Genomic DNA, 23,754 nt, shown 5'->3' with positions numbered 1-23,754 from the left:
GCAATTCTGAACGTTCTATGGCTGCAGGGATGATGATGTTTTTCGCAGCATCTGTTAATTTTACGGCCGGAACCGTACATGTACTATCTAATGCATTATTTGTCAGAATCATATTAATTGACTGATCTGCCGTATTCCCTCCATTTAAGGCATAACTACAGGATTGACCGGTATTAAATGCCAATATATTAGAGTTAAATGCTTTCATTCCCTTATCATCATATAAGAGGGTTGCAGCAGCTTCATTTTCTACAATCGTATTACTCACTAAACCTAATAAAGCTAAGCCATTAAGAGGCTTTTCAGCACGAGAGCTGAACTGAATAATTGCACCATCTTCTTCATCTACCCTATTTTTAGCAATAGTAGAAGCATGAATATCAATACTGCCTGCGCCACAATAATCAATAATGCTTGTGCTGGAACTCATTCCCGTTTGATAATTACCATTCTCGACAATACTGCTATGACTGATACTGGTTGGTGAGGTCGTTGGTAGTCCTTTACGCTCACAATCCATTGCCCAGACACTACCCAGTGGGGCATGATTACGCATGATCAGGGTTTTGATGAGAGATACGGTTCTTTCACTATCACTACCGACAAAGTAGATTGCTCCGCCCTCATTATCCGCTTTGGAATCGAGAATGGCGGAATTGTAGATTTTGAGTATTCCCCCAATAAATAAAGCTCCACCATTGCCACGATCGGTACTAGATGCCTTGGCATAACCATTCTTTATCGCAATATTATTAATTTCAAGTGTAGTTCCAGAAGTAACCGTATTAAAAATTCGTGACTGGCCTTGTGCATTAATACTGGTCTGAATTGGCTGTTGGGCCGGGAAAGTTCCTTTTAATAAGTCTTTAGCCTGCTCATCAAATGGTAATGCACCATACAAAGATATTGGTGAATTTAACTTGAGCTCACCCCGAGTAAGTACATATTCACCTTTTTCTAACTGAATATAATCAGGCTGTCCAGGTAAACGATTACCTACATTACAGCTTCCATAACTTTTATTTTCATAAGCTGTTCTGATTGCTTGTCGTAGTGAACATGATTTACGATCATCTATATCCAAAGTCGTCGTTACTTGGATAATTCTACTTTCAGCTGCCATCAATGACATAGTTGACAAAAAGGCAGCTGTGAAAAGTCCTTTTTTATAATTCTTCATCACGTATTTCCAAATTATTTTTCTAGTTTTCGCCAGGTCAAGCCGCCCATCAATAGTATCAGCCAGAATATACTGGTTGCCCCACCTGATGTTTTGACTTTATCGCTTTTCATATTATTTTCTGCTTCCATTACGATATTTACTCGAATTGGAAGATAAGCTGCATTTGAATCAAAACGATTCATCGTAGTCACTACACGTATAGTAAATAGATCTGCGCCTGCTTTAGGATTTTTTGGGGTATAAACTAAATTACCATCCAAATCCAAAGAAACGGTTCCCTTAGAACTTACATGAGCCTGTTGTTCAATCAGTAAACAGCCGTCTTGCCATTCTTCACCCTGAGGATGGTCTAGTACCACTTCCTTACATTTCTCTTTAGGCAGAAGATCGCTATCACCTAATGCTTCTATGATAGAAATCCGGGCCACCTGATTATTTAACTTACCGATCAGTAAATCCTGTCCCATCAGACTCGTATCTCTGGAATCTTGGATTTCGATTGCACCTCGATCGCATTTACCAAACGGTGACTTGCCACGCTGGTCATAACCTACACATCCAGCTTTAGTTTTATCAGTATTCTGTTCACCTTTATTCAAGATTGGAGTGGTATTCAAACTTGTATATGTCATCAGGATTCTTGGCCTGAAATACCCCAAAAATTGTTTTTCATTTTTAAAATAGGGGCATAAAATCGCATTTGATGAAGTGGTAATATTCGGACACTTGCCCTCTAACTGATCACCAGTAAGAACCGTATAAGCATCATCCAGAATTTCATTTGCATAAATAGAAGACCCCATACCACAGGAGTTTCCTACCAAGTTATTCTGCAAAATAGAACTCACTTTGACTTGCTCAGAACTAAATTGACAGTTCTGATCAGTGTTAGCAGAGGTACTCCCTGGATTATTCAATACAATACTATTTGCTAGATAACCAGGTTTGTTTACTACATCGAACTTGACCCCAATTGAATTACTTATAATTGTGGTGTTATTAATAGCAATAGCATCAAGAATAGTTACTGCTGCCCCTGTATTTCCATACAGAGTAGAACTGTAAATTGAAGATTGTGGCAAAACAAGTACATCAGTTTCTTCATTGGATAACACATCTTCAGTATAAATATTGGATGAACGAGAACTTGTAGCTGTCGTTGTATTTTTACTAATTACAGATTGCCTGATATGGAAGTTTGGTAATTCATTATAAATAGCCCCCCCTTCATTCGCTGTATTGTTTTCGAGTAAGGAGTTTTGAACCGTGAGGCTACCATTTTTAGTTTGATCGGTCTTATTTGTGCCAGCGATATAAATTGCTCCTCCATCGTTGGCCATACCGCGATGTAATTTCACATACTCTAGGGTGAGCTTACCTTGGTTATAAATTAAGCCTCCTTTGCTCACTTTACAACTGATAGCACCACATCCTTCTAGTGTAACTTCACGCAGTCTGACAGATACGGTCTGATTTTTTTCTGAAACTGTTTCAGAATTAGCAATACTGAAAATTCCGCCCAAGGTATTAGCAGGCAGATTATCCATAATTGTTATAGTTGCATTGCTCAAACCATCCTCTAGATTATCCCCCATCTTCTTTTCATAGGTGGTATGGATATACATGGAGCGTATTATTTGTAATGGAGAATTTAACTTATAAATTTCCTTCTCTTTTAACTTAATAACAGGAACAGGCTTGTCATCCCCACAGCCCAGATAAGGCTTATCCATCCCCTGATTAATATATTGCACAGCCTCACGTAGGGAACATTCTTTATCATCCCTGACGATATCTTCAGTGGTGGTGACGACAATTTCAGCACTGTATGCCTGCCCCATAATACATAGCAAAGCAATGCCTAAGCTCTTCTTGAGCATGACCTTCTCCTAATTTCTTATATTCTTTCTTTTTATTCTAAAATCGCATCATCCTAGCGATATTTGAATTATTTTGCTCTAATCTGTCATAACTTGAGTAATTACTCAAGATTTTTTATTATTTATCGATATTCGTCAATCAATGCATAAATCTGCCTTAAATTAGCATTACTCACTTTGAGTTTCTCACCCTTTAAAAGTTGAATAATCTGTTCAAGTGTTTGTAAAAGTACTGAGGTCTGATGCGGACCATGACTCAGCAGGTAATCAAAAATTTGCTGATCCAGATGAATCCCACGTCTATCCAATACTGATGATACCAAGGCAAAACGGTCAGCATAAAGACTTCCGTTCGGAACGCGCGTACTTACCGCTTGGGTCAAACGAGACTGTAAATCCGGTAATTCCAGCTTAAGTTCAATCGGAGCAAACCTTGAAGAAAAGACCAGCTGACCACCGCCTTCATTATTATAATTAATTAAGTGAAAAACTGCCTTTTGCCAGTGGGGTACGCCACTAATCGCTTCAATATCATCTAAAGCTACCAGATCATAGCGGTCAAGTGAGGTAATGGCTTCTGTAGGCGCATCCAAAAGTTCCAATAAAGAGACCTGAATTGCAGTTTTCCCCACTTCCAGATAAGAATCACAAATAGCAGAAAGCAAATGACTCTTACCTGTTCCCGCACCCCCATAGACATAGAAACGATTAATCAGACCCGCATGGAGCTGGCGAATCGCATCAATTACATGCCCCCATCCCGGACCCGAAAAATCACTGATTCGGGCATCGAGCTGGGGTTCAATATCAAGTTGCAATTGACGCATATCTATTTTTTGGCCTATCCATCTTTAAGCTGGGTTTTTTCAATCTTACTCGATTTTTCATCTGCTTGCAGTGCTTTCTCATGAGGCGATTTCAGGTCAATATCTACATCTACATTAGGGGTTTCAATATTGATAGAGCCAGTAGAGGCTTTTTGGATGATGAGGGTTCTATTATCGTAGAGTGCACTTTTTTCATAGAATTCACGCGCATGACGCAGTAATACAACGATCACCGCAGCGACTGGCAAGGCAATCAGCATACCCAGGAATCCTGCCAGTTGAGCACCTGCCAATACGGCAAATACCACAGCGACTGGTGACAGGCCTATTTTATCGCCAAGCAGGAATGGTTGCAGGATATAGCCTTCTACCGCCTGACCTACCATGAATACAATGCCTACTAGAACCAGTTGCCACCAGTCAATTCCAAACTGGAATAAAGTCGCCACTACTGCTGCAATAATCCCAACTGCAAAACCCAGATACGGGATAATACTGCACAGGCCTGCGACCATCCCGATGATCAGGCCGATTTCCAGGCCAATCAATTGTAAACCGACGGCATAAACAACGCCTAGTAATACCATGACCAGAAATTGTCCTTTCACAAATGCACCTAGAACTTCGTGACATTCACCAACAACTTCCAAAGTACTACGCTCGTATGGACGTGGAATGAGTCGGCGCAGGCTGTCGAGCATGCGCTCCCAGTCGAGCAGGAAATAAAAAGCAATGATAGGAACAAGAACAATTGTTCCACCAATCTGAATAAAACTGATCCCTGATTGTGCCAATTTCAAGGCCATTGCCTGAATGCTGTCGGCACTATAATTGGTCTGGACATAATCCATGACCACACTGGAAATCTGATTGGTGTCAATTTCCATTGGCACGAGATTAAAGGTATCAGACAACCATGGCAGGAAAGTATAATTGACCCAGTGAATTCCAGCAGGAATGCTGTCGCGGGCATACATTAACTGTTTCCATACCAACGGTACCAAGTACCACATGGCTAGAGTCAGTACCACCCCGATCCCGATAAAAACAATACTGATAGAGAGCCAGCGCGGCAGACCAATACGATGCAAACGATCAACCAAAGGGCTAAATAGATAGGCGATAAAAAATGCGCCGACAAATGGAACAACAACAGGCTTAAGCAGGTATAACACCCAAATAATCAAGGCGATACCAGCCAAGATAAAAATGCGACGTAAGGTACGATCTACCATAAAGTCTTGCCTTTTCTCTATTAATCATTATAAAAAGTAAAATATTTGAATAAAGATAGCATTTTAGGACATAAATAACATAAGAGTTTCGTATATTCGGGTATAATCAGCGCCGCGAATGCGGAGACTTCATTATGAGCAACTCAACTTCTACCCCAAACACTGGTTTAAGCTACAAAGATGCAGGTGTCGATATTGAAGCGGGAGACGCGTTAGTCGACCGAATCAAGTCCGTCGCTAAGCGCACTAAACGTCCTGAAGTTATGGGCGGTCTTGGTGGCTTTGGTGCACTTTGTAAAATCCCTAAAGGTTATGAAGAACCTGTTCTCGTATCTGGCACTGATGGTGTTGGTACAAAATTACGTTTAGCATTGAATTTGAACCGTCATGACACAATTGGTCAGGATCTGGTTGCAATGTGTGTAAACGACCTTCTCGTTTGTGGTGCTGAACCACTGTTCTTCCTGGATTACTATGCAACTGGTCACTTGAATGTTGATGTCGCAGCAAATGTTGTTACTGGCATTGGTGCTGGCTGTGAACTTGCTGGTTGTGCATTGGTTGGTGGTGAAACTGCTGAAATGCCAGGCATGTATGAAGGCGAAGACTACGACCTTGCAGGTTTCTGTGTGGGTGTTGTTGAGCAAAGTAAAATTATTGATGGCTCTAAAGTTAAAGCAGGCGATGTGCTAGTTGGTGTTGCATCTTCAGGTGCACACTCAAATGGTTACTCACTACTTCGTAAAATTCTTGACGTGAAAAACGTTGATTTAAACCAGATCATCGATGGTCGACCACTTGCTGACGTAGCAATGGAACCAACACGTATTTATGTAAAACCGATTCTTGAATTGCTTAGACAGGTAGATGTGCATGCAATGGCACACATCACTGGTGGTGGTTTGCCAGGTAACCTGCCTCGCGTACTTCCAAACGGGGCTCAAGCAGTTGTGAATGAGTCTTCTTGGGAATGGCCTGAACTATTCAAGCTTCTTCAACGCGAAGGTGGTGTAGAACAGTTTGAAATGTATCGTACATTTAACTGCGGCGTAGGTATGGTACTTGTTGTTGACGCAGCAGATGCAGACAAGACTGTAGACGTACTGAACAGCCTTGGCGAAAAAGCATGGACGATGGGTCACATTGCGGACAATGCCGAGTCTGTAGAAGGCGCTGATGAAAAAATCCGTGTGATCTTCGCATAATCGCATGATTAAAATTGCTGTTCTTGTTTCAGGCAGTGGATCTAACCTGCAAGCCTTGATTGATGCCAATCTGTCAGGGCAAATTGTCGGCGTAATTTCCAACAAGCCTGAAGCTTATGCTTTAGCGCGTGCGCAAAAAGCTGGAATTCAGACTGCAGTCATTGAACACAAGCAGTATCCGAATCGTGAAGCTTTTGATGATGTGATGCATCAACAACTGTTAGATTGGGATGTGGATTTAGTAGTACTGGCAGGCTTTATGCGAATTTTAAGTGAAAAATTTGTTAAAGCCTGGGAAGGTAAAATGGTGAACATCCATCCTTCTCTCTTGCCGAATTACAAAGGTATGCACACGCATCAACGGGTGCTGAATACTGGGGATACCCTGCACGGCTGTACCGTACATTATGTAACCGCTGAACTGGATGCCGGTCAGGCCTTGGCTCAAGGTATTTTAAAAGTATCTCATCAAGATACGACACACTCTTTAGCTCAGCGCGTTCATGTACTGGAACATTTGATTTACCCGCAAGTGGTGGAATGGATCTGTACAGGTGTCATTCAGCATACTGCTGCTGGCGTGATGTATCGCGGTCAGTTGATGCAGGAACCGGTTCAATTCTGCAAACTCTAAAGAATACCCTGCATAAAAAAATGCATCCCCGGATGCATTTTTTTATGATTCATTTTTCACTTTAAAGACTGCTCTGCAATGAGCTGCTTGATCAGACCGACGACTTCATACGGTCTTTCTAAAGGAAACATATGTCCACCTGGTGTTACCGTAAAGGGAATACCAAACTTCTTCTGAACCAGTCTTGGAAACTGTCTTTTATGAAACAGGCTTTCATCACCTACAACAAGATGCATCGGCAGTTTGACCTTTGCTTGCGGTAACCACCATAAGGATGGATTTGTACGAAAGATATTCACTTCGTCCATTTTGGGAATGGTCAGCTCAACCCCACCCCGCACTGGGTCATCTTTCAAGGCATGATCAATATAGGCTTGAAAACAATCCTGATCAAAATCTTTATAAAAGCCCTTTGAACGTAGTAATTCTGCTGCCTGCTCACGGGATTCCCAATGATCACGACGGCGTAAAGATAAAGCAGCAGGTGACATCGTATCCACAGCCTTTAGCTTGAATACTTTTGCCATATGCAGCATCAATGAAGACGGTCCCATAATCAAAGGTGGGTCCAGCATGATCACCTGCTCGAACAGTTCGGGCCGTTGACGAGCAGCCATCATGGTTAAGGCTCCACCTAGCGAATGCCCCAGACCAATCACCTGGCGACCTTGTGCTTGGCGTACGATACTGTCGATTACTTGCTGGGTCAGGCTATTCCAATGATTATCAACCGGATAACGTTTATCTGGACCCAGCAACGGCACATAGATAATGTCATACTCATCTTTTAGTCCATCAAACAATTTCTGATAGACACGAGAAGGCACGCCATTGGCGTGCGCAAAATGAATAATTGGCTTCATTGCAGTTTGGTCTGACTTTCAGTACTGAGTTTCTGAGCGACCGAGCTGGCAATACCTTCGCCTAGGGAAGCCCCCATACGACCTAAGATAGACTCAAATGGGCTGTATTCAACGGTGTAGTTCAAGGCTTTATCAGTTTTCAGTTCACGCTTCAAGGTTTGTAAGCTACCGGTACGGTCAGCAATACCTAATTGTACTGCCTGTTCACCCGTCCAGAACAGACCAGAGAAAATTGCAGGATCCGTTGATTTAAGCTTTGCTCCACGACCTTGTTTCACTGCATTGATAAAGTGAGCATGCACATTATCCAACACTCCTTGAACATGGGCTTTCTGTGCAGCATCAACTGGCTGGGTCATCGAAAGTAGTGCCTTATTTTCACCCGAAGTCATGGTACGGTCTTCCACGCCCAGTTTCTGCATCAGGTTACTCACGCCATAGTTCGGCATGATCACGCCAATTGAACCGACCAGACTCGATGGATTGACAATAATTTCATCTGCAGCAGAAGCAATATAATAAGCACCCGAAGCGCCAGTATCACCAATTACAGCATACAGCTTTTTCTGCGGATACTGCTTTTTCAGGTACTGAATTTCCTGCCAGATTTCATCAGATTGCACTGGTGACCCCCCTGGAGAATTGATATTCAGAACCACTGCTTTCGCCTGCTTACTTGCATAAGCTTTCTTCAGCGACTTGATGGTGTTGTTACTATTCACACTTTGCTTGTCTGATGCAATCGTGCCAATAATATCAACCACCGCCAGATGCTCATCTGAAGTTTTAGTGGCATCAGTCGATGCTGTACTGCAGCTTTTGCCCATGGCAAGGATAATAAACAGCAAATAGGCAAACGTCAGGAATTTAAAGAAGATTCCCCAACGACGTGCACGGCGCTGCTCTTCTACAGAGGCAAGTACCGCTTTTTCAAGCAGTTTCCACTCAGGTCCTGTCGGTTGCTGAGGTTGTGGCGTATTTTGTATTTGATTTTCAGGTTTTGGTGGCCAATCGGACATAAACAATCCAACACATAATTATATTGTGCCCATTATATACACCGATTTGAGTATTTCTGTCTAAACCAGCAGTTTTATCCTATAATAAATTTCAATTATTCCTTCCCATTGCTCTTAATATCAATTCAATGACTGCACAAAGCTCAAAGAATTCAACCTATGGTTTGCTTAAATTCGTCAGCCGACTTCCGCTTCCAATTACGAGATTGATGGCAAGCAGTCTTGCGGGCATTGTAAATCTATTGAAGGCTTCCAAGACCTCAGAAACCATTCGCTTTAATCTGAAAATTGCACTTCCGGAGCTTTCAGAGCAGCAACGCGAAGAGATTACGCGTGCCTCAATCCGGAATGAATTGATGTCTTATTTTGAGTTTTTTAGTATTTGGGGCTCGAGCAATGAAAAAAATCTTCAACGTGTCCACCGTGTAGAAGGACAACATTTACTTGAGGAAGCACTTGCAGCAAATAAAGGGCTGGTATTGATTGTGCCGCATTTTGGTACCTGGGAAATCATGAATGCTTATCTCGCTCAATTTACTCAAATGAGCATTATGTATAAGCCGGTCAAAGATCCTGCCGTGGATAACTTTGTTCGTGAGGCCCGGAGTCGTGAGCAGGCCACCTTATTACCCACCGATGAAACAGGCGTTCGTCAGATTTTTAAAGCCTTGAAACAAGGCGGCACGACAGTGATTCTTCCAGACCATACCCCAACTGCAGGCGGTGAATATATTCCTTTTTTTGGTGTACCACTCAGCTCAAGTAACCTCAGCGCCAAACTGATTCAAAAGACCAAGGCAAAATGCCTGTTCCTTTTTGCAATGCGTAATACTGAAGGAGGCTTTGATGTATTCTTCGAGCCCCTCGATGAGCAAATTTATAGCTCTACCCCGAATCAGGGTACCGAGATTATTTTCAAGAAAATGGAAGAATTGATTCATCGTTACCCGGAGCATTACCATTGGAGCTATAAACGCTTTAAAGCGCATGAGTCTCTGGGCGGCACCATTTATCGCATTCCACAGGATGAAGCACTGGCTAAAATTAATGATCTGCGCCAGGCTTATCAGGACGAACAGGCAAAACTTGCAGCAGAAACTTTACAGACTTTAAATACAAATACAGCTATTGAATCTTAAGATTTTCTCTCTGCAACCATCTATATTTTGATCGATAAGATACAAGATGTATTTGTTTGTCTTGAATAAAAAACTCGATGCTACCGTACTCTGGCGTACTTAACAGTGGAATATTTAAAGCTTGTAATCGTGCTTGAGTCAATCGACTTGGATGGCCATAACGATTAAATCGTCCAGCAGAAGCAATCGCGATTTTGGGGTGGTAATGCTGTAAAAACTGATAGGCTGAACTGTGCTGACTACCATGATGCCCCAAGACCAACACATCGACTTTTAAATCCGGATAATCTCTTAGCAAATGAAACTCAGTTTGCCAGCCTGTATCGCCCATCAGTAAAAAATGCTGATAAGGCCAGGCATCTTTAACTTGTACATGGATAACACAGGAATTTTCATTTTTATCAGGTTTAAACTGATTAAGTGAGTCTGACCGCGGTGATAACACCTGAAAATAAACCTGTTCATTCCAGTTCCAGGACTGTCCCTGCTGACATAATTTAAATTGAGTGCTTTCATTCAGTTCAGGCTGTTCACTGGCGATAAGCTCTGAAACCTTAAGTTGATCACGGATATGCATATAAGCTCCGCTATGATCCTGATCCAAATGGGTCAATACCAGCTGATCAAGCTTAGATATTCCCTGCACGGATAGAAATGGAAGAATAATCTGCTCACCGATACTAAAACGGCTTTCATCATAATTACCACCAGTATCCACCATCATGTTATGTTGGCCTTGACGGATAAAGATGCTTTGACCCTGCCCCACATCCAGCACATGCAATTGAAATGGCGAATGATAAAGCGGTATTGCCATGATGGGGACAAGTCCACACGCTGCCCATGACTTGGGTACCGCTCCACGCGGTATAAAAAGAATTACAAGAATAACTACACTCAATATCAGTAGCCATGGTGTCATTGCGACCGGGATCAGTTCAGGTGAAAACAGATGATCCAGTAGATTTAAAAAACCAAGTAACATACTGATCATCAGATCGTTCATTTGAAAGATCAGTGCCGCGAATGGTTCCGCAATGAAGAAAAATAGAGCGGCAATAATATCCAGTGGCACAATAAGTAGACCAATCCATGGAATCGCGAACAAATTACTCAATGGTGCGATCCAGGCCAGCTGTTTAAAGAAAATAATCATTAAGGGAAATAAAGCGACAAAAATTTTCCACTGAGATTCAACTAAAACTTTTACTGCAAAATATATACGTTGTCCTGGACTTTGGATTACATCTCGTGGTTGTCGCTGTATGGTCTGATAAATTCGCAGCAAGACAAAACAGGCACCATAAGACAACCAGAAAGCTGCGGACAAAATACTAAAAGGATCCAGTAACAGTAATATTGCTGCACTTAAGATCAGTAACTTTAAAGGTTGTACATACTGCCTCAACCAGATACTGGCCGTGATCATTACACAGATCAACAAGGTACGTAGGGCCGGAATTTCAAAACCCACAAAGGCGCAGTACAGCAAGACACAAAGTAAAAAAGGTATACTCAGGTAAAATTGTCTGGGCCATTTCAGATAGAGAGCTGGAAAAAGCCTGGCTGTCAAAAACTGTAAACTCGCACAGAATATCAGTGCAAAAATCACTACATGCGGCCCAGAAATTGCCAGCAGGTGACTCATGCCGAAACGGCGAAACTGCTGTTCAATTGCTGGATCTAGTAAACTCTCATCTCCCGTTAGCAGAGCCAGCATCAATCCTTTGTTTCGTATTGGCTGTTGGTAAATAAATACTCTTAACTCTAATCGTTTTTGTTCAATCCAAAGAAGTAGCGAGGATCTTAAACTTTGCTGTTGGCGTAAATGCTGGCTAAAACCGAGTGCATAAACTTCTTGCTGGGTTAAAGGCTGAATCTGTTGAATACGAAATCCTGCCATCAGGTTCTGCTCAAGGTGCCATTTCTCTACATCGAATGCACCGGGCGTGGCATAGGCATGTGCCGGTCGTACTTCCCCATTCAGTCGATAATACTGCCCCAGCTGGAGTTGATTTGACATATTAAACGCAGCCTGCACTGATCCTTCCTGTTTAACAGAACCCAGCCACTGCACTATCGTCCCATTCGGCTGTAATACCTGTAAGGGTTGCTGAATAATATTGGTATTTATTTTGTTGAGCCGGGAGATATAAACAATAACTTCTCGCTGCCCAACTTCTTTCTCGATAAATTGCAATCGCTGATTAAGAGCATGATTGGCAAAGCCCTGCGCTAATAAAAAGCTCAGACTTAAGGAAAATAAAATAGAAATAAAACGTAGATAAACATGATGCAGTCTTAAATGGATGACCCGGTAGATAAGCGCCCATACCAGCATAATCAGGCAGACTGATCCTGCTGATAACTGGTATTCAGCTTTATTCCACCCCATTGTTGTCAAGCCAAGAATCCAGCCTACACCTAGCCATTGCAGCATGATTTTTCTTTTTATTGTTATTTTATGACGCAATAATAAAGCCCACCGGAGTGAGCTTCAATCAAAGAGGATTATTCCAATATTTTTAGGACAATATCAGTCATTCACCCATAATCCATCCTGCATATGCAGAATACGGTCTGCTGACTGAGCCAATTGCTCATCATGGGTTACAATCAGCATGGCCATATTAAACTCCTGACGTAATTCGGTCAGGAGTTCAAATATTTTTACCGCAGTTTTACGATCCAGATTCCCGGTCGGTTCATCGGCCATCATCAGTTTTGGTTTCCCCACCAAGGCACGCGCCATGGCCACACGCTGGCGTTCACCACCAGACAACTCGCCCGGTTTATGGGTTAAACGATGACTTAAGCCCACACGTTCCAGCAGATATTCAGCTTGCTGTTTTACTTTCTTGAATTTGCTGCTCTTACGTAGCATCAGTGGCATTGCGACATTTTCAAGCGCGGTAAACTCAGGCAGAAGGTGGTGGAACTGATAGACAAAGCCCAAGTGCTCATTACGCACATAACCGCGCTCAGCTTCAGACAGCGTATCAAAACGCTGGCCGTTCACCATCACGTGACCCGAAGTTGGACGATCTAAACCACCCAGTACATGTAGCAAAGTACTTTTACCTGACCCACTTGAACCGACAATTGAAACAAATTCACCCGCCTGTACCTGTAAAGACAGACCACGGATCACTTCAACTGTAGATTTACCATCGGTAAAAGATTTTTGAATATTCTGGGCATCTAGAATGATATTACTCATAACGCAATGCCTCCGCAGGCTGAATCTTCGCTGCACGTAGCGCAGGATAGATTGTTGCTACAAAACTTAAGACCAATGACAATACGACAATCAGCACCACATCCTGCCAGCGTAAATACGACGGCAAGTAATTAATAAAGTAGGCATCAAACATATGCAGACCCAAAGTATTGTTCAGCCAGCCCACCAGACTACTAATACTAGTCGCAGCAACGATACCCAGAATTGCACCAGCACAAGTACCAATTACACCAATGACAGTGCCCTGCACCATGAAGATTTTGGTAATCGTTGCAGGTGAAGCACCTAAGGTACGTAAAATGGCAATATCCGATTTCTTGTCAGTTACCACCATTACCAGAGAGGAGACAATATTAAACGCTGCGACCAACACAATCAGGAACAGCAGCAAGCTCACCATTGCCTTTTCCATCTGAATGGCACTAAACAGGTTACCGTGAGTATAAGTCCAGTCAGAAGCATAGAAGTTTGCTGGCAAATTCATGACAATATCACGTGAAACTTGCGGTGCCAGGAAGATATCATCCAGCTTCATGCGGATCCCCTGTGCACCATCTGGCAGACGCAGCAAAGTTGCCGCATCATTCAGGGCGATATAGCCCATCATTGAATCCACTTCTGCACCAATGCTGAATATTCCGACCACATTAAAGCGCTTAAAGCGTGGCACTACACCAGCAGGTGACGGCGTGGCTTCCGGCAATACCAGGGTAATACTGTCGTTTAAACCGACCCCCATTGAGTCTGCCATCTGCTTGCCCAGCACAATTCCGAACTCGCCTTTTTTCAGCTGATCGATACTGCCTTCAACCATATGATTTTGAATGATAGAAACATTCTTTTCATAATCTGGTTCGATTCCTGTGACCATGATCCCGGCAACCTGCCCTTGTGCAGTCAACATTCCCTGTAACTGGGTAAATGGAGCAACACCTTGAACATGTTCATGTTGTTCAATTTTTTTTGCAAGTTCAGGCCAATTTGTTAAAATTTGTGTTGAAGAAACAGTGGCTTGAGGTATCATTCCTAAGACACGATTTTTTAATTCTCGATCAAAACCGTTCATTACAGACAGTACAGTAATGAGGACTGCCACACCAAGCGTGAGGCCGATCATAGAGACTAAAGCGATAAAAGAAATAAAGTGGTTACTGCGCCGTGCGCGAGTATATTTCAACCCTATGTACAGCGAGATTGGTTTGAACATAACCATCTAGTCCGAGGTAATAAATTATGGAAAATTTACAGCATCAGCATGGAGTTACTGAAAGACGTGTCATGTCACGCATCGATGCTGCCTTACGAATTAATTATCAGATTATTTCCGATGATGTAGCCTTAAATGATCCTTACGATGCTAATTTCGTATTGCCCCGCTATTTTCTACTACTTGCTGAGTTAGATCAATTTGATCATGCACTCAACTACGAATTAGAACAATTAGCTGAAAAAGATCAACAAATTGCTCGAATCTTATCCTTATTTAACCAAAAATTAAACCTGATCACCGGGTCTTTATACGATTCAATTGTACAGAGCATGTTACCTGTACCTGAAGACGTGAACTTTTCCGAGTCTGGCTTAAGCTTTTTCAGTAAACATCTCATCAAGGAAGGCACCTATATTCACCTGACCTTAAGCCATCCGGAGAACTTCTTCCATATTGCAGCGACAGCGCAAGTGGTTTATAGCCGTGCCGAAGATAATGGTCAATTCCGCACTGGGGCTTATTTCATTACTCTACATCCACAGGACCGGGCAAAAATTAGCGAATGTGTGAAAGCTTACGAAATTCCATAATCTGACTAAATTATTGATTTTTATGACGGGCCTGAATACTCGCCCGAATTTCTTTCAGAAAATATACAACAAGACCAGACAATAAAATTACGACCCCCACCAAAGCAATGAGGGGCAATTTTTCATTATTTAGTAAAGCGCCTATCATTAGTGCCAACATCGGTGTCAATACATTGGTAAGCGACAAGGTAGTCGGTTTGATCTTCTGCACCAGTTTAAAATAACAGAACATCGCAATCAGCGAAGCCATTATCACGGCATACCCTAATCCAAATAGGCTCTTGGCATGTGGCATGGCAGTGGGCGCATATTGCCAGATAAAAGGCACCATACCGATAGAGAAGATTACCGACAAGCCAATCGAGCCTGCTGCCTGTGCCATCGGGTCAATTGGCGCATTAATCTTTTTCACCCAATACATGGACATGCAATAAACCAGCACACCAAACAGCGCAATCACAATCCCGACTGGTTGAATATGCTGATCCGCATCCCCCAGACAAATGGTGGAAAGTCCTGTTAAGGCAATTGTCATCCCTAGCCATTGATTGAGAGAAAGATGCATCCCAAACATGAAGCGCCCAATCAGGCCGGAAATCACAGGTGAAAGACCAAACATCAGGGCAATGATACCGGAGCTAAGATAGTCTGTAGACCAATAGGTAAAGGTCTGCGAGCCGATAAAACTGCAGGCCCCTGCCAGATAGCTATGCAAGGAAACACGATCAAATGGTAACCGGGTTTTAAACAGCCAAAGTAGTCCCAAAGCCAAAGGCAGAGCCAGAAAGAACCGGATTGCCAATGCCCACATTGGATGTAGATCTTCCACACTCCAGACAATTGCCAGTGGTGTGGTGGACCAGATGAAAACCAGTAAGGCATAGGTTACCATCAGGTTACTTTGTTTGGGCATTTGAAAATTTTCTCGTTATTTTGCAGCTGTTTTACGCTTTTGCTTTTGAATGGTTTGATCGAGTGAACTGGAAAACTCGCGTTTATCACGCTCAGAAATTGGTGGCGGTCCGCCAGTTTGTACCCCTGCGCCACGCAGCGTATCCATAAAATCACGTAAATGCAGACGCGCTTTGACATTGGCCGTGGTATAGATTTCACCTCGTGGATGAATGGCAATACCACCTTTTTCAATGACCTGTGCCGCCAGCGGAATATCCTGGGTAATCACGATGTCATGTTCATTCATGCGATCTACAATTTCCTGATCTGCCGCATCGGCACCACTGAGTGCCTGAATCGAGTTAATACGAATTGAAGGAGTGATCCCTACAGGCTGGTTTGCTACAAAGGTCACTTCAAGCTGATAACGGTCTGAAGCGCGAATAATGACATCTTTAAGAATACGGGGTAATGCATCGGCATCTACCCAAAGTTTAAATGGCAACACGCATGGGTCCGGGATAGAAATGAATGTCATCTATTCTAGCAAATGCAGTGCTCATCGTTCCGGTTTTCTTTATACCCTTTTGATATGATCATGTTTGGTACATCCTTTGGACAATTACAACTATGCTGATCTCTGGACTGCGAATAAGAATTGACAAGAATCTGATGGCAATTTAATTTTAAAATTCATCTGATTGACTTGAAAAATCAGAATGACCCTCGATTAACTATAAATAAGCAATCCCAGATCAATTGTGCATATGAAAAATTCAAACAGTCCTGAGATCATCACTATCGATGATCAAAACTTCGGTAGTCATGTTGAACACTGGAATCTCCTTACAGACAATCCAGGTACCGATGTACCGAAGTGGTTAACTCAGGCACTTGATGCCCCGGTCATGCCGATGGGTCTCTGCAAACAAGAATGTGATATGGATGAAAACACCTGGCTGATTCAGGGTCCGAGCAAGGCCACTGTGCAGTTAAGCCAGATCATTGAGGTGGAAAGCAATAAACCCAAAGCTGTAAAAACTGCCTTTCCATGCTTCGACAGTCCTTATAAAGTGAAGGCACAAATTGAACGGATTATCAGCTGCAAGTCTAATACTCAAGCGGTCTTACGCCTGAATCTGGGTCTGAACAATATTGTGTATGCTTTTGACAGTCTGTATAGCGTCAATCATACACAATACGATAAAGATCAAAATTATCTGGTGAATCTGAATGCCTGGGCTTATGAACTCGAGCCTGTAGCGGAACATGAACATCTGATTGTCGACGACCCGGCTTCAATCAAGCATCATCGTGCGCTGAATGATATTTTGGCTGCCAATAATGGCGTTGCACCTGAAAATCTGCAGGAACAGATTGATGCGTGGGAACCTAAATCTGAAGATGATAAAGCTCCGGTGACTGTAGATTTCTCTAAAATGGTGGCTTACCTCTATGGTGAAACCATTGGTCAGGAAGATGAAGCCTGGTTCCAGGGTAATATTGTCGGTAAGACTTCAATGCAATTTATGGATCAGGAATACACACTTTATGATGTCACCCTGATTCATGATGAAGGTCGTCCTGCCACCCTGCTCCGTGTTGCTACACGCAATCCAGCACATAAAGACTTTAGTATCGGGCAATATATCCGTGGCAATCTATGGATTCAGGCCAACATTTATAGCAAAGCCTAAAAATTTTATAGTTTAAATTCAAAAACAGGAGATATTCACATCCGTTGAATATCTCCTGTTTTTTTAAATAAAGATTTTCATTGACGATTTTATTGAGCTGATTATTTTATCCACAGCTTACTCTTCTAAATACACTTTATGAATTCATAAATTAATCATTTATCCACAATTTTAAATTCAAATAAATTCATTTTTTAAAATAACGAATATTATTTATGATATTAGCAATACCTTGTAAACAGTGCTTCTTGCTTTTGCAGGATTAATAGGTAGATTTATTTAATGGACGAAAAAATAATAACTTTATGTAGTTAAATTAAAAATGTACTTTATTTAACCAATTTTTTATGATAAAAAGGCTCATAACAAATAGTAATTAACGATAAATAGATCGGACAATAATATCTATGAAAATCGTACAGGAAGAAAATTTACATCAAGTCGAGCATCATCTTCGTTCGAGCTATGACATTGACATGATGTCATGCTTGTTTTTTGCCTTGGGCATGCTGATCTGCGCCTTTCTACTTCATCTTTTCGTGTTTTAATTTTCGGAATCGGAAGATAAAAAAACCCAGCCTGAGCTGGGTTTTTTGCATGCTGGATTTAAGCGTTGCGTTTTGCAAACTCATCCATGAACTTTACCAGTGCCTGAACACCTTCAAGCGGAACCGCATTGTATATACTTGCACGCATACCACCTACTGAACGGTGACCTGCAAGGTTCAACAGATGATTTTCTTCAGCTTCTTTCAGGAACTGTTTTTCCAGTTCAGGTTTCGCCAAAGTAAATGGCACGTTCATCATTGAACGGTTTTCTTTGGCAATCGGGTTTGCATAGAAATCGCTAGAGTCGATATAACCATACAGCAGTTCAGCTTTTGCGAGGTTAGCTTTATAAATTGCATCTACACCGCCCTGCTCTAACAACCATTCAAATACCAGACCTGACAGGTACCAGGCATAAGTTGATGGAGTGTTCACCATAGAGCCGTTTTTCGCTTGATCTGCATATTTCAGGATGCTTGGAATTTCCGGTTTCGCTTGATCCAATAGATCTTCACGGATAATGACCAGCGTCAGACCAGCAGGACCAATATTCTTTTGTGCACCGGCATAGATCAGACCAAATTTAGTTACATCGATTGGCGCAGATAGAATACTTGAAGAGAAATCACACACCAATGGCTTGTCAGTTTCAGGAATATGGGCAAATTGCAGGCCACCAATCGTTTCGTTATCTGCATAGTGCACATAAGCAGCAGCATCTGACAGGTTCCAGGTACTTTGCTCAGTAATCGCTAATTTACCGTCAGCAGTTTTAGTACCTGCTTCAATGACATTGATGTCACCATAACGTTTTGCTTCTTTTAGTGCTTTTTCAGACCAGATACCAGTATGGATATAGTCAGCCTTGTTGTTTTTACCCAACAAGTTCAACGGAATTGCAGAGAACTGTAGCGATGCACCACCCTGTAAGAACAATACTTTATAATTCTCAGGAATGTTCATGAGTTTGCGTAGATCTGCTTCTGCTTTTTCAGCAACTGCGACGTAGTCTGCACTACGGTGACTCATTTCCATGATCGAAAGACCCTTGCCCTGCCAGTCGAGCATTTCAGCTTGAGCTTTTTCAAGAACGGCAGTAGGTAATGCAGCAGGACCAGCACAGAAGTTGTACGCGCGCATGATTTTTCCTTTCAGAGTGAAACACAATAAAATGATGGCATTTAACCATATCTGGGCTTAGCTTGCACAAAATTATTTCAATCCATGAATGAAGATAGAGTCAAAAAATCAATGTAGATTCGAGGGATAAATTTAACTCGCACGATGAAGCTCAGTTTTATTACTATAATTTTTTATAATTTTAATCATTTGAGCTATAGATAATTCCAAATCGTTCATATCATACATATTAGATTTCATATATTGGTTTTCAGGATGGTGAATATGATTTCTAATAAAATGCATTAAAGTTACACTTTCAAATTTTTCACCATCTTTAGTCCACTGATGATCTTTTGATACAGCATTGTTTTGTTCAAGCCAATTATCAAATGCTCTTAAATTTTCTTTTTCAGCTATTGATTCTTGTATATATCCAAATAATTCATTATGAAAATCTACAGTAGTCAAATTATAGGCACGATAGTTAATTTCTCCCCACGTCGGACTCCATGGAAATAAATAATTTACTTCAGCTCGCTCGATTACATTTCTATTTCCTTCTTTTTTAAAAATATGAATTCCCATATTTTTTAAATAAAGAGTATTAAGAAAATATGGTGAATGTGTGGTTACAAAGACTTGTCTTACTTTAGAGATTTCTAAAAGTGCGTCTAAAAGTTTTTTTTGCCCTTTTGGGTGTAGACATAATTCTGGTTCATCAATAAAGAAATAAAAAGGTTTTGTTGCAGCTTTTTCGGGATCATAAGCTATAGTTTCTGCGTATACTTGTAATAATGCTAAAGCTATTGCTCTTTGCATACCATTGCCCTTTTCTGACATAGGTACATTAATACCGTCATCAACTAAGAGCGACGTATTTTTAAAAAAGTATTGTATATTTAATTCCTCGAAACCAAATTTGATCGTAGCTTTACCAAATTGCTTTTTGACTAGTTCACCTAATTGATTTTCAATTTCAACTAATTTTTTTCTTAATTCTGAATCTTCGGAATTGAAAACCTCATGAAATTTATTTTGAAACTGTTGATATTCCTCTGTGTGTTTATGACTTTCAGCTATTTCTTTTAAAAGCAAACCACATAAAGTTGATGCCCCAAAAGATGCCTGATCATTAGGATCTGTATCAGCCCATATAAAATTAGTTTCAAACATCTTTTTTATAGAAGCATCAATTCCACTTACATTTTCAAATAGAGAATTATTTTTATTCCATAATTCAATAGCTTTTTGATCTTGTGTAGACCTTTTTAACCTTAAATAGCTCTTTGATTCTTCACATACATATATACGATCTGAAAAAACTTTGACTTTATTCGGTTGTGCAAACATAGAAATTGTATTTTGTATTTCCCCCTCGAACTCCAACTCTACTTCAGCATGTTCTTTTTGTTCTTCAATTTCTGGCTTAAATATTAAGACATCCTGAGATTTTTTTGAGCCTTCTCTCAAGAATTCAACTGCTTCAAGTATTGTAGATTTTCCACAATTATTCTCTCCAATCAAAATATTCAACCCACTACCTTTTTCACCATTAGGTTTATTGAAGGTCAATATAGTTGGCTCTTTAGAAAACCCCTTAAAACATTTCAATTTAAGACTATTAATATACATCATCTAAGCCATTGATTATTTATTATAAAGTCTATGAAATTTAAACAAAATTGATTAAAATAACAACAGGTTTCTCCCCTATTTCCTCCCTAGTGCAGGCAATGGTGCATTCGCACAAGGGTGTTAGTTCTTCTAACTAACTTAAAAGATAATGAGGAGATCGTCATGACTAAGAAATTAGTTAATGTACGAGCGTATCATCGCTATCGTTTAGGACAATGGGAATATGTGTGTAAACACAAACGTTCTTATCCTAAACGTTAAGTAGATGACGGGGAGAAAACCTACCTCTTTTTAAACCTCAGAAACGATATTATAACTTTCTTTTTCTCCTGCCCTGCAAGCACTTCATTTATAATGGCCATAAAACTGATTTAATATGATTTTGCATCTCTACTTTATGAATATGAAGAAAAATAAACGATGTGTTTACTGGGGTCTGTCTGTACTTGCATCCATGATGTATGGCGGCTTTACCTATGCACAAACTATCAGCTTTCAGGATGCAGAAAGACAACTGCTGCAACGTTCCTATACCAGTCAGGCTTTCCAGAATCTGGAACAGGCTGCAAACCTGGAAGCAGAAGCGGTTAAAGGCATTGGTCTGCCACGGGTTGATCTGAATGTCCGTGCTTATGCCTTTCGTAATGAATTAGACATTCCTTTAGGTGCTGTTAAAAATAACCTTGAGCAGTCACTTACTAATGGCTTAAATAATAAAATTGATGAGTTTAATTTAGACCAGGCTATTGCCGACCCGCTTAAAGAAAGCTTGAAGCAACCTATTCAGGATGGTGTTGGTTTAATTCCAGATTCATCCAATGTTGTACTTAGAGATGAAGTTATTCGCCCTACTATTTCAGTGATGATGCCACTTTATACCGGCGGACTTACCCGTAGTGCCAAAGAAATAGCCAGTATTCAGGCGGGACGCAGTGAATTGAGCAACCAGCAACAGCAGGATACACAACGCTTTGAACTGATTCAGGCTTATTTTAATGTGCAACTGCAAAAACAGTTATTGGAAGCCGCACGTTTTAATTCAAATGCCATGCAGCAACATTACCGTAATGCGCTGAAAATGGAACAGCAGGGATTCATCAGTAAGGGTCAGCGCATGCAGTTCGAAGTGGCACGCAACAATACTGAACGCACACAACAAAATACGCAGGCGAATCTGAATGCTGCCTTATTCCAGCTGAATAACTTTCTACAGGACAGCCATATTACCGAACTGAGCACACCTTTATTTGTAAATCGTGCTGAACCTCAAAGTGTAAATATTCTGCTCAGCAATTTTAGCCAGAACTCCCCGCTTATTAAAAAGATGAAAATGGATACTGAGCTGGCCAAAGCCAATGTTAAAGCCCAGCAGGCAACAAAAAGACCCAATGTATTTGCCTTTGGTGAATATAGCCTGGATGAAAACCAGAACTGGATTGTCGGCGTTGCAGCACGTTATAACTTATTCTCCGGCATTGATAAAAACAAGAATATTCAGGCTGCCGAACTGAAGCGCCATGCAGCAGAATTGATGACGGCACGTACCCAGCAGGAAATTGAGAGCCTGATTTATAAATCATTTAGTGAGGCGGTCAGCGCCCAGCAAAGTGATCTGTTATTACAATGAAACCTGAAAGCAGCACAAGAAAATCTGCGTATTCAGGAACTGTCTTTTAAGGAAGATGTTGGCACCGCGACTCAGGTAATTGATGCGCAAAATATGTTGAGTGGCCTGAAAGCTGAAATGGCCCTAAATGCCTATAAATACATCATGTCACTTGCCACTTTATTGCAAAGCCATGGCTCAATTACTGAATTTCCAGACTATATGCAACATGCCAATACTCACTATATTCGTTAATGGAGCCAAACATGACTGATGAGCAAAAGCCAGAATTTCCTGTTGATGAACCGGCTTCAGAAATGAATCACATCGATTCACCCAAAGAAAGTCCTGCTGAAACTAAACAGGACAAATCTACCAAGAAATACCTGCTGTTAGGTCTGATTCCAGTCATCCTGGTTTTAATTGGCTTTGGCTTGTGGAAAACTTATCAGCCTAAAGACATCGAACTGCAAGGTCGGGTTGAGGCTGAAACCGTACAGGTCGCGACCAAGGTTCCAAGCCGGATTGAAAAAATTTATGTGCAGGAAGGTGATGACGTCAAGCAAGGTCAGGTATTAGTTAAGTTGCATAGTCCTGAAATAGAAGCGAAAAAACAGCAGGCATTAGCAAGCTTGCAATCTGCCTTAGCCTTACAATCGACAGCCGAACGCGGATCACAAGAAGAAAATGTCGCTTCACTGTATGCCAACTGGCAGTCTCTCAAAGCACAGGAACAGTTGGCAAAAACCTCTTATCAGCGCGGTGCAAACCTGTTTCAAGAAGGTGTAATTTCCCGTCAACGCCGAGATGAGCTATTTGCTGCCTCACAGTCTGCCTCCCAGATGACTGAAGCTGCTTATCAGCAATATATCCGCGCTAAACGTGGCAGTACCCCAGAACAGAAAAGTTCAGCAGATGCACAGGTCGACATTGCCCGTGCAGCAGTCGCTGAAGCCAGTGCCCTGGAAGCAGAGACTGAACTACTGGCGCCTATTGATGGTACAGTATCTAAAACCTATGGCAATCTCTCTGAGCTGGTTGCAACCGCAGTACCTGTGGTCAGTTTGATTTCGGCAGAACGCTGGGTCAGTGTGAATATTCGTGAAGACCAATATGTTTCCCTAGGTGAACAAAAGCAGCTCGAAGGTTTTATTCCGGCACTTAATAAAAATGCAATATTTAAAGTAAAAAGTATTAGTGCTGAAGGTGAATTTGCCACCATTAA

General features: G+C 41.5%; 18 protein-coding genes and 2 pseudogenes. 7 read left to right on the top strand and 13 right to left on the bottom strand.

Features of this window, described 5'->3' with window-relative positions; translation table 11 throughout:
- The 4 genes and pseudogenes from B4033_RS05555 to cxpE all read right to left on the bottom strand — a co-directional run.
- Positions 1-1,180: pseudogene (locus B4033_RS05555) on the bottom strand (hypothetical protein); the annotation flags it as partial.
- A gap of 14 nt (positions 1,181-1,194) precedes the next feature.
- Complete coding sequence (gene rbtA / locus B4033_RS05550) at positions 1,195-3,063, bottom strand: rhombotarget A (protein ID WP_286832600.1); 1,869 nt, start codon at positions 3,061-3,063, stop codon at positions 1,195-1,197.
- Between the two features lie 122 nt (positions 3,064-3,185).
- Entirely contained in the window at positions 3,186-3,890 is a 705-nt protein-coding gene (hda, locus tag B4033_RS05545; protein ID WP_004815088.1) for a DnaA regulatory inactivator Hda, read from the bottom strand.
- A gap of 14 nt (positions 3,891-3,904) precedes the next feature.
- Positions 3,905-5,125 carry a chloramphenicol efflux transporter CxpE gene (cxpE, locus tag B4033_RS05540; protein ID WP_286832598.1) on the bottom strand — a complete coding sequence of 407 codons (1,221 nt, stop codon included), beginning with the start codon at positions 5,123-5,125 and terminating at the stop codon, positions 3,905-3,907.
- 134 nt (positions 5,126-5,259) lie between these two features.
- Between cxpE and purM the strand changes: the two genes are divergently transcribed.
- Together purM and purN are read left to right on the top strand one after the other, a co-directional pair.
- A complete protein-coding gene (purM, locus tag B4033_RS05535; RefSeq protein ID WP_286832597.1) occupies positions 5,260-6,330 on the top strand; it encodes a phosphoribosylformylglycinamidine cyclo-ligase in 1,071 nt (356 codons plus the stop codon).
- Positions 6,331-6,334: 4 nt separating this feature from the next.
- Positions 6,335-6,964 carry a phosphoribosylglycinamide formyltransferase gene (gene purN, locus B4033_RS05530; RefSeq protein ID WP_286832595.1) on the top strand — a complete coding sequence of 210 codons (630 nt, stop codon included), beginning with the start codon at positions 6,335-6,337 and terminating at the stop codon, positions 6,962-6,964.
- 56 nt (positions 6,965-7,020) lie between these two features.
- Here purN and B4033_RS05525 read toward each other — a convergent pair whose 3' ends face one another.
- Together B4033_RS05525 and sppA are read right to left on the bottom strand one after the other, a co-directional pair.
- The gene (locus B4033_RS05525) at positions 7,021-7,827 is read right to left on the bottom strand and encodes an alpha/beta fold hydrolase (protein WP_286832594.1); all 807 of its coding nucleotides are present in this window, start codon (positions 7,825-7,827) and stop codon (positions 7,021-7,023) included.
- Positions 7,824-8,846: a signal peptide peptidase SppA gene (gene sppA, locus B4033_RS05520; RefSeq protein WP_004815079.1), complete on the bottom strand. Its 1,023-nt coding sequence runs from the start codon at positions 8,844-8,846 to the stop codon at positions 7,824-7,826. The genes B4033_RS05525 and sppA overlap by 4 nt, the downstream gene beginning before the upstream one ends.
- 128 nt (positions 8,847-8,974) lie before the next feature.
- On the opposite strand from sppA, the gene B4033_RS05515 reads away from it, so the two are divergent.
- Entirely contained in the window at positions 8,975-9,985 is a 1,011-nt protein-coding gene (locus tag B4033_RS05515; protein ID WP_286832592.1) for a lysophospholipid acyltransferase family protein, read from the top strand.
- Here the strand turns inward: B4033_RS05515 and B4033_RS05510 are convergent.
- The 3 genes from B4033_RS05510 to B4033_RS05500 all read right to left on the bottom strand — a co-directional run bounded on the left by B4033_RS05510 (position 9,972) and on the right by B4033_RS05500 (position 14,433).
- The gene (locus B4033_RS05510; protein WP_286832590.1) at positions 9,972-12,425 is read right to left on the bottom strand and encodes a DNA internalization-related competence protein ComEC/Rec2; all 2,454 of its coding nucleotides are present in this window, start codon (positions 12,423-12,425) and stop codon (positions 9,972-9,974) included. The two genes, B4033_RS05515 and B4033_RS05510, sit on opposite strands and share 14 nt — an antisense overlap.
- A gap of 96 nt (positions 12,426-12,521) precedes the next feature.
- Positions 12,522-13,205, bottom strand: coding sequence for a lipoprotein-releasing ABC transporter ATP-binding protein LolD (gene lolD / locus B4033_RS05505; RefSeq protein WP_286832589.1), 684 nt, complete (start codon positions 13,203-13,205; stop codon positions 12,522-12,524).
- Entirely contained in the window at positions 13,198-14,433 is a 1,236-nt protein-coding gene (locus tag B4033_RS05500) for a lipoprotein-releasing ABC transporter permease subunit (protein ID WP_111810407.1), read from the bottom strand. The genes lolD and B4033_RS05500 overlap by 8 nt, the downstream gene beginning before the upstream one ends.
- Positions 14,434-14,459: 26 nt before the next feature.
- Between B4033_RS05500 and B4033_RS05495 the strand changes: the two genes are divergently transcribed.
- Positions 14,460-15,026 (top strand): PilZ domain-containing protein, encoded by a 567-nt coding sequence (locus B4033_RS05495; protein WP_004815068.1) that lies wholly within the window; start codon positions 14,460-14,462, stop codon positions 15,024-15,026.
- Between the two features lie 10 nt (positions 15,027-15,036).
- On the opposite strand, the gene B4033_RS05490 is transcribed toward B4033_RS05495, so the two are convergent.
- Together B4033_RS05490 and B4033_RS05485 are read right to left on the bottom strand one after the other, a co-directional pair.
- Positions 15,037-15,939 carry a DMT family transporter gene (locus tag B4033_RS05490; RefSeq protein WP_286832587.1) on the bottom strand — a complete coding sequence of 301 codons (903 nt, stop codon included), beginning with the start codon at positions 15,937-15,939 and terminating at the stop codon, positions 15,037-15,039.
- Positions 15,940-15,954: 15 nt separating this feature from the next.
- Positions 15,955-16,458, bottom strand: a complete 504-nt coding sequence (locus tag B4033_RS05485; RefSeq protein ID WP_163165409.1) for a YaiI/YqxD family protein — start codon at positions 16,456-16,458, stop codon at positions 15,955-15,957.
- A 229-nt stretch (positions 16,459-16,687) separates the two neighbouring features.
- Between B4033_RS05485 and B4033_RS05480 the strand changes: the two genes are divergently transcribed.
- Complete coding sequence (locus tag B4033_RS05480; RefSeq protein WP_004815058.1) at positions 16,688-17,617, top strand: hypothetical protein; 930 nt, start codon at positions 16,688-16,690, stop codon at positions 17,615-17,617.
- A 606-nt stretch (positions 17,618-18,223) separates the two neighbouring features.
- Here B4033_RS05480 and serC read toward each other — a convergent pair.
- Both serC and B4033_RS05470 read right to left on the bottom strand, forming a co-directional pair.
- A complete protein-coding gene (gene serC / locus B4033_RS05475) occupies positions 18,224-19,306 on the bottom strand; it encodes a 3-phosphoserine/phosphohydroxythreonine transaminase (RefSeq protein ID WP_008302395.1) in 1,083 nt (360 codons plus the stop codon).
- Positions 19,307-19,438: 132 nt separating this feature from the next.
- Positions 19,439-20,920: an AAA family ATPase gene (locus B4033_RS05470; RefSeq protein ID WP_286832585.1), complete on the bottom strand. Its 1,482-nt coding sequence runs from the start codon at positions 20,918-20,920 to the stop codon at positions 19,439-19,441.
- A 400-nt stretch (positions 20,921-21,320) separates the two neighbouring features.
- Here B4033_RS05470 and B4033_RS05465 point away from each other — a divergent pair.
- A pseudogene (locus tag B4033_RS05465) lies at positions 21,321-22,784 on the top strand (TolC family protein).
- Between the two features lie 11 nt (positions 22,785-22,795).
- On the top strand, positions 22,796-23,754 hold a 959-nt coding region (locus tag B4033_RS05460), incomplete at its 3' end, for an HlyD family secretion protein (RefSeq protein ID WP_286832584.1).

This window comes from Acinetobacter sp. UBA3132, assembly GCF_002364825.1.
GTDB lineage: Bacteria > Pseudomonadota > Gammaproteobacteria > Pseudomonadales > Moraxellaceae > Acinetobacter > Acinetobacter schindleri.
The sequence above is the reverse complement of the archived record's forward strand: the minus strand, read 5'-3'. Positions and strand labels throughout refer to the sequence as shown.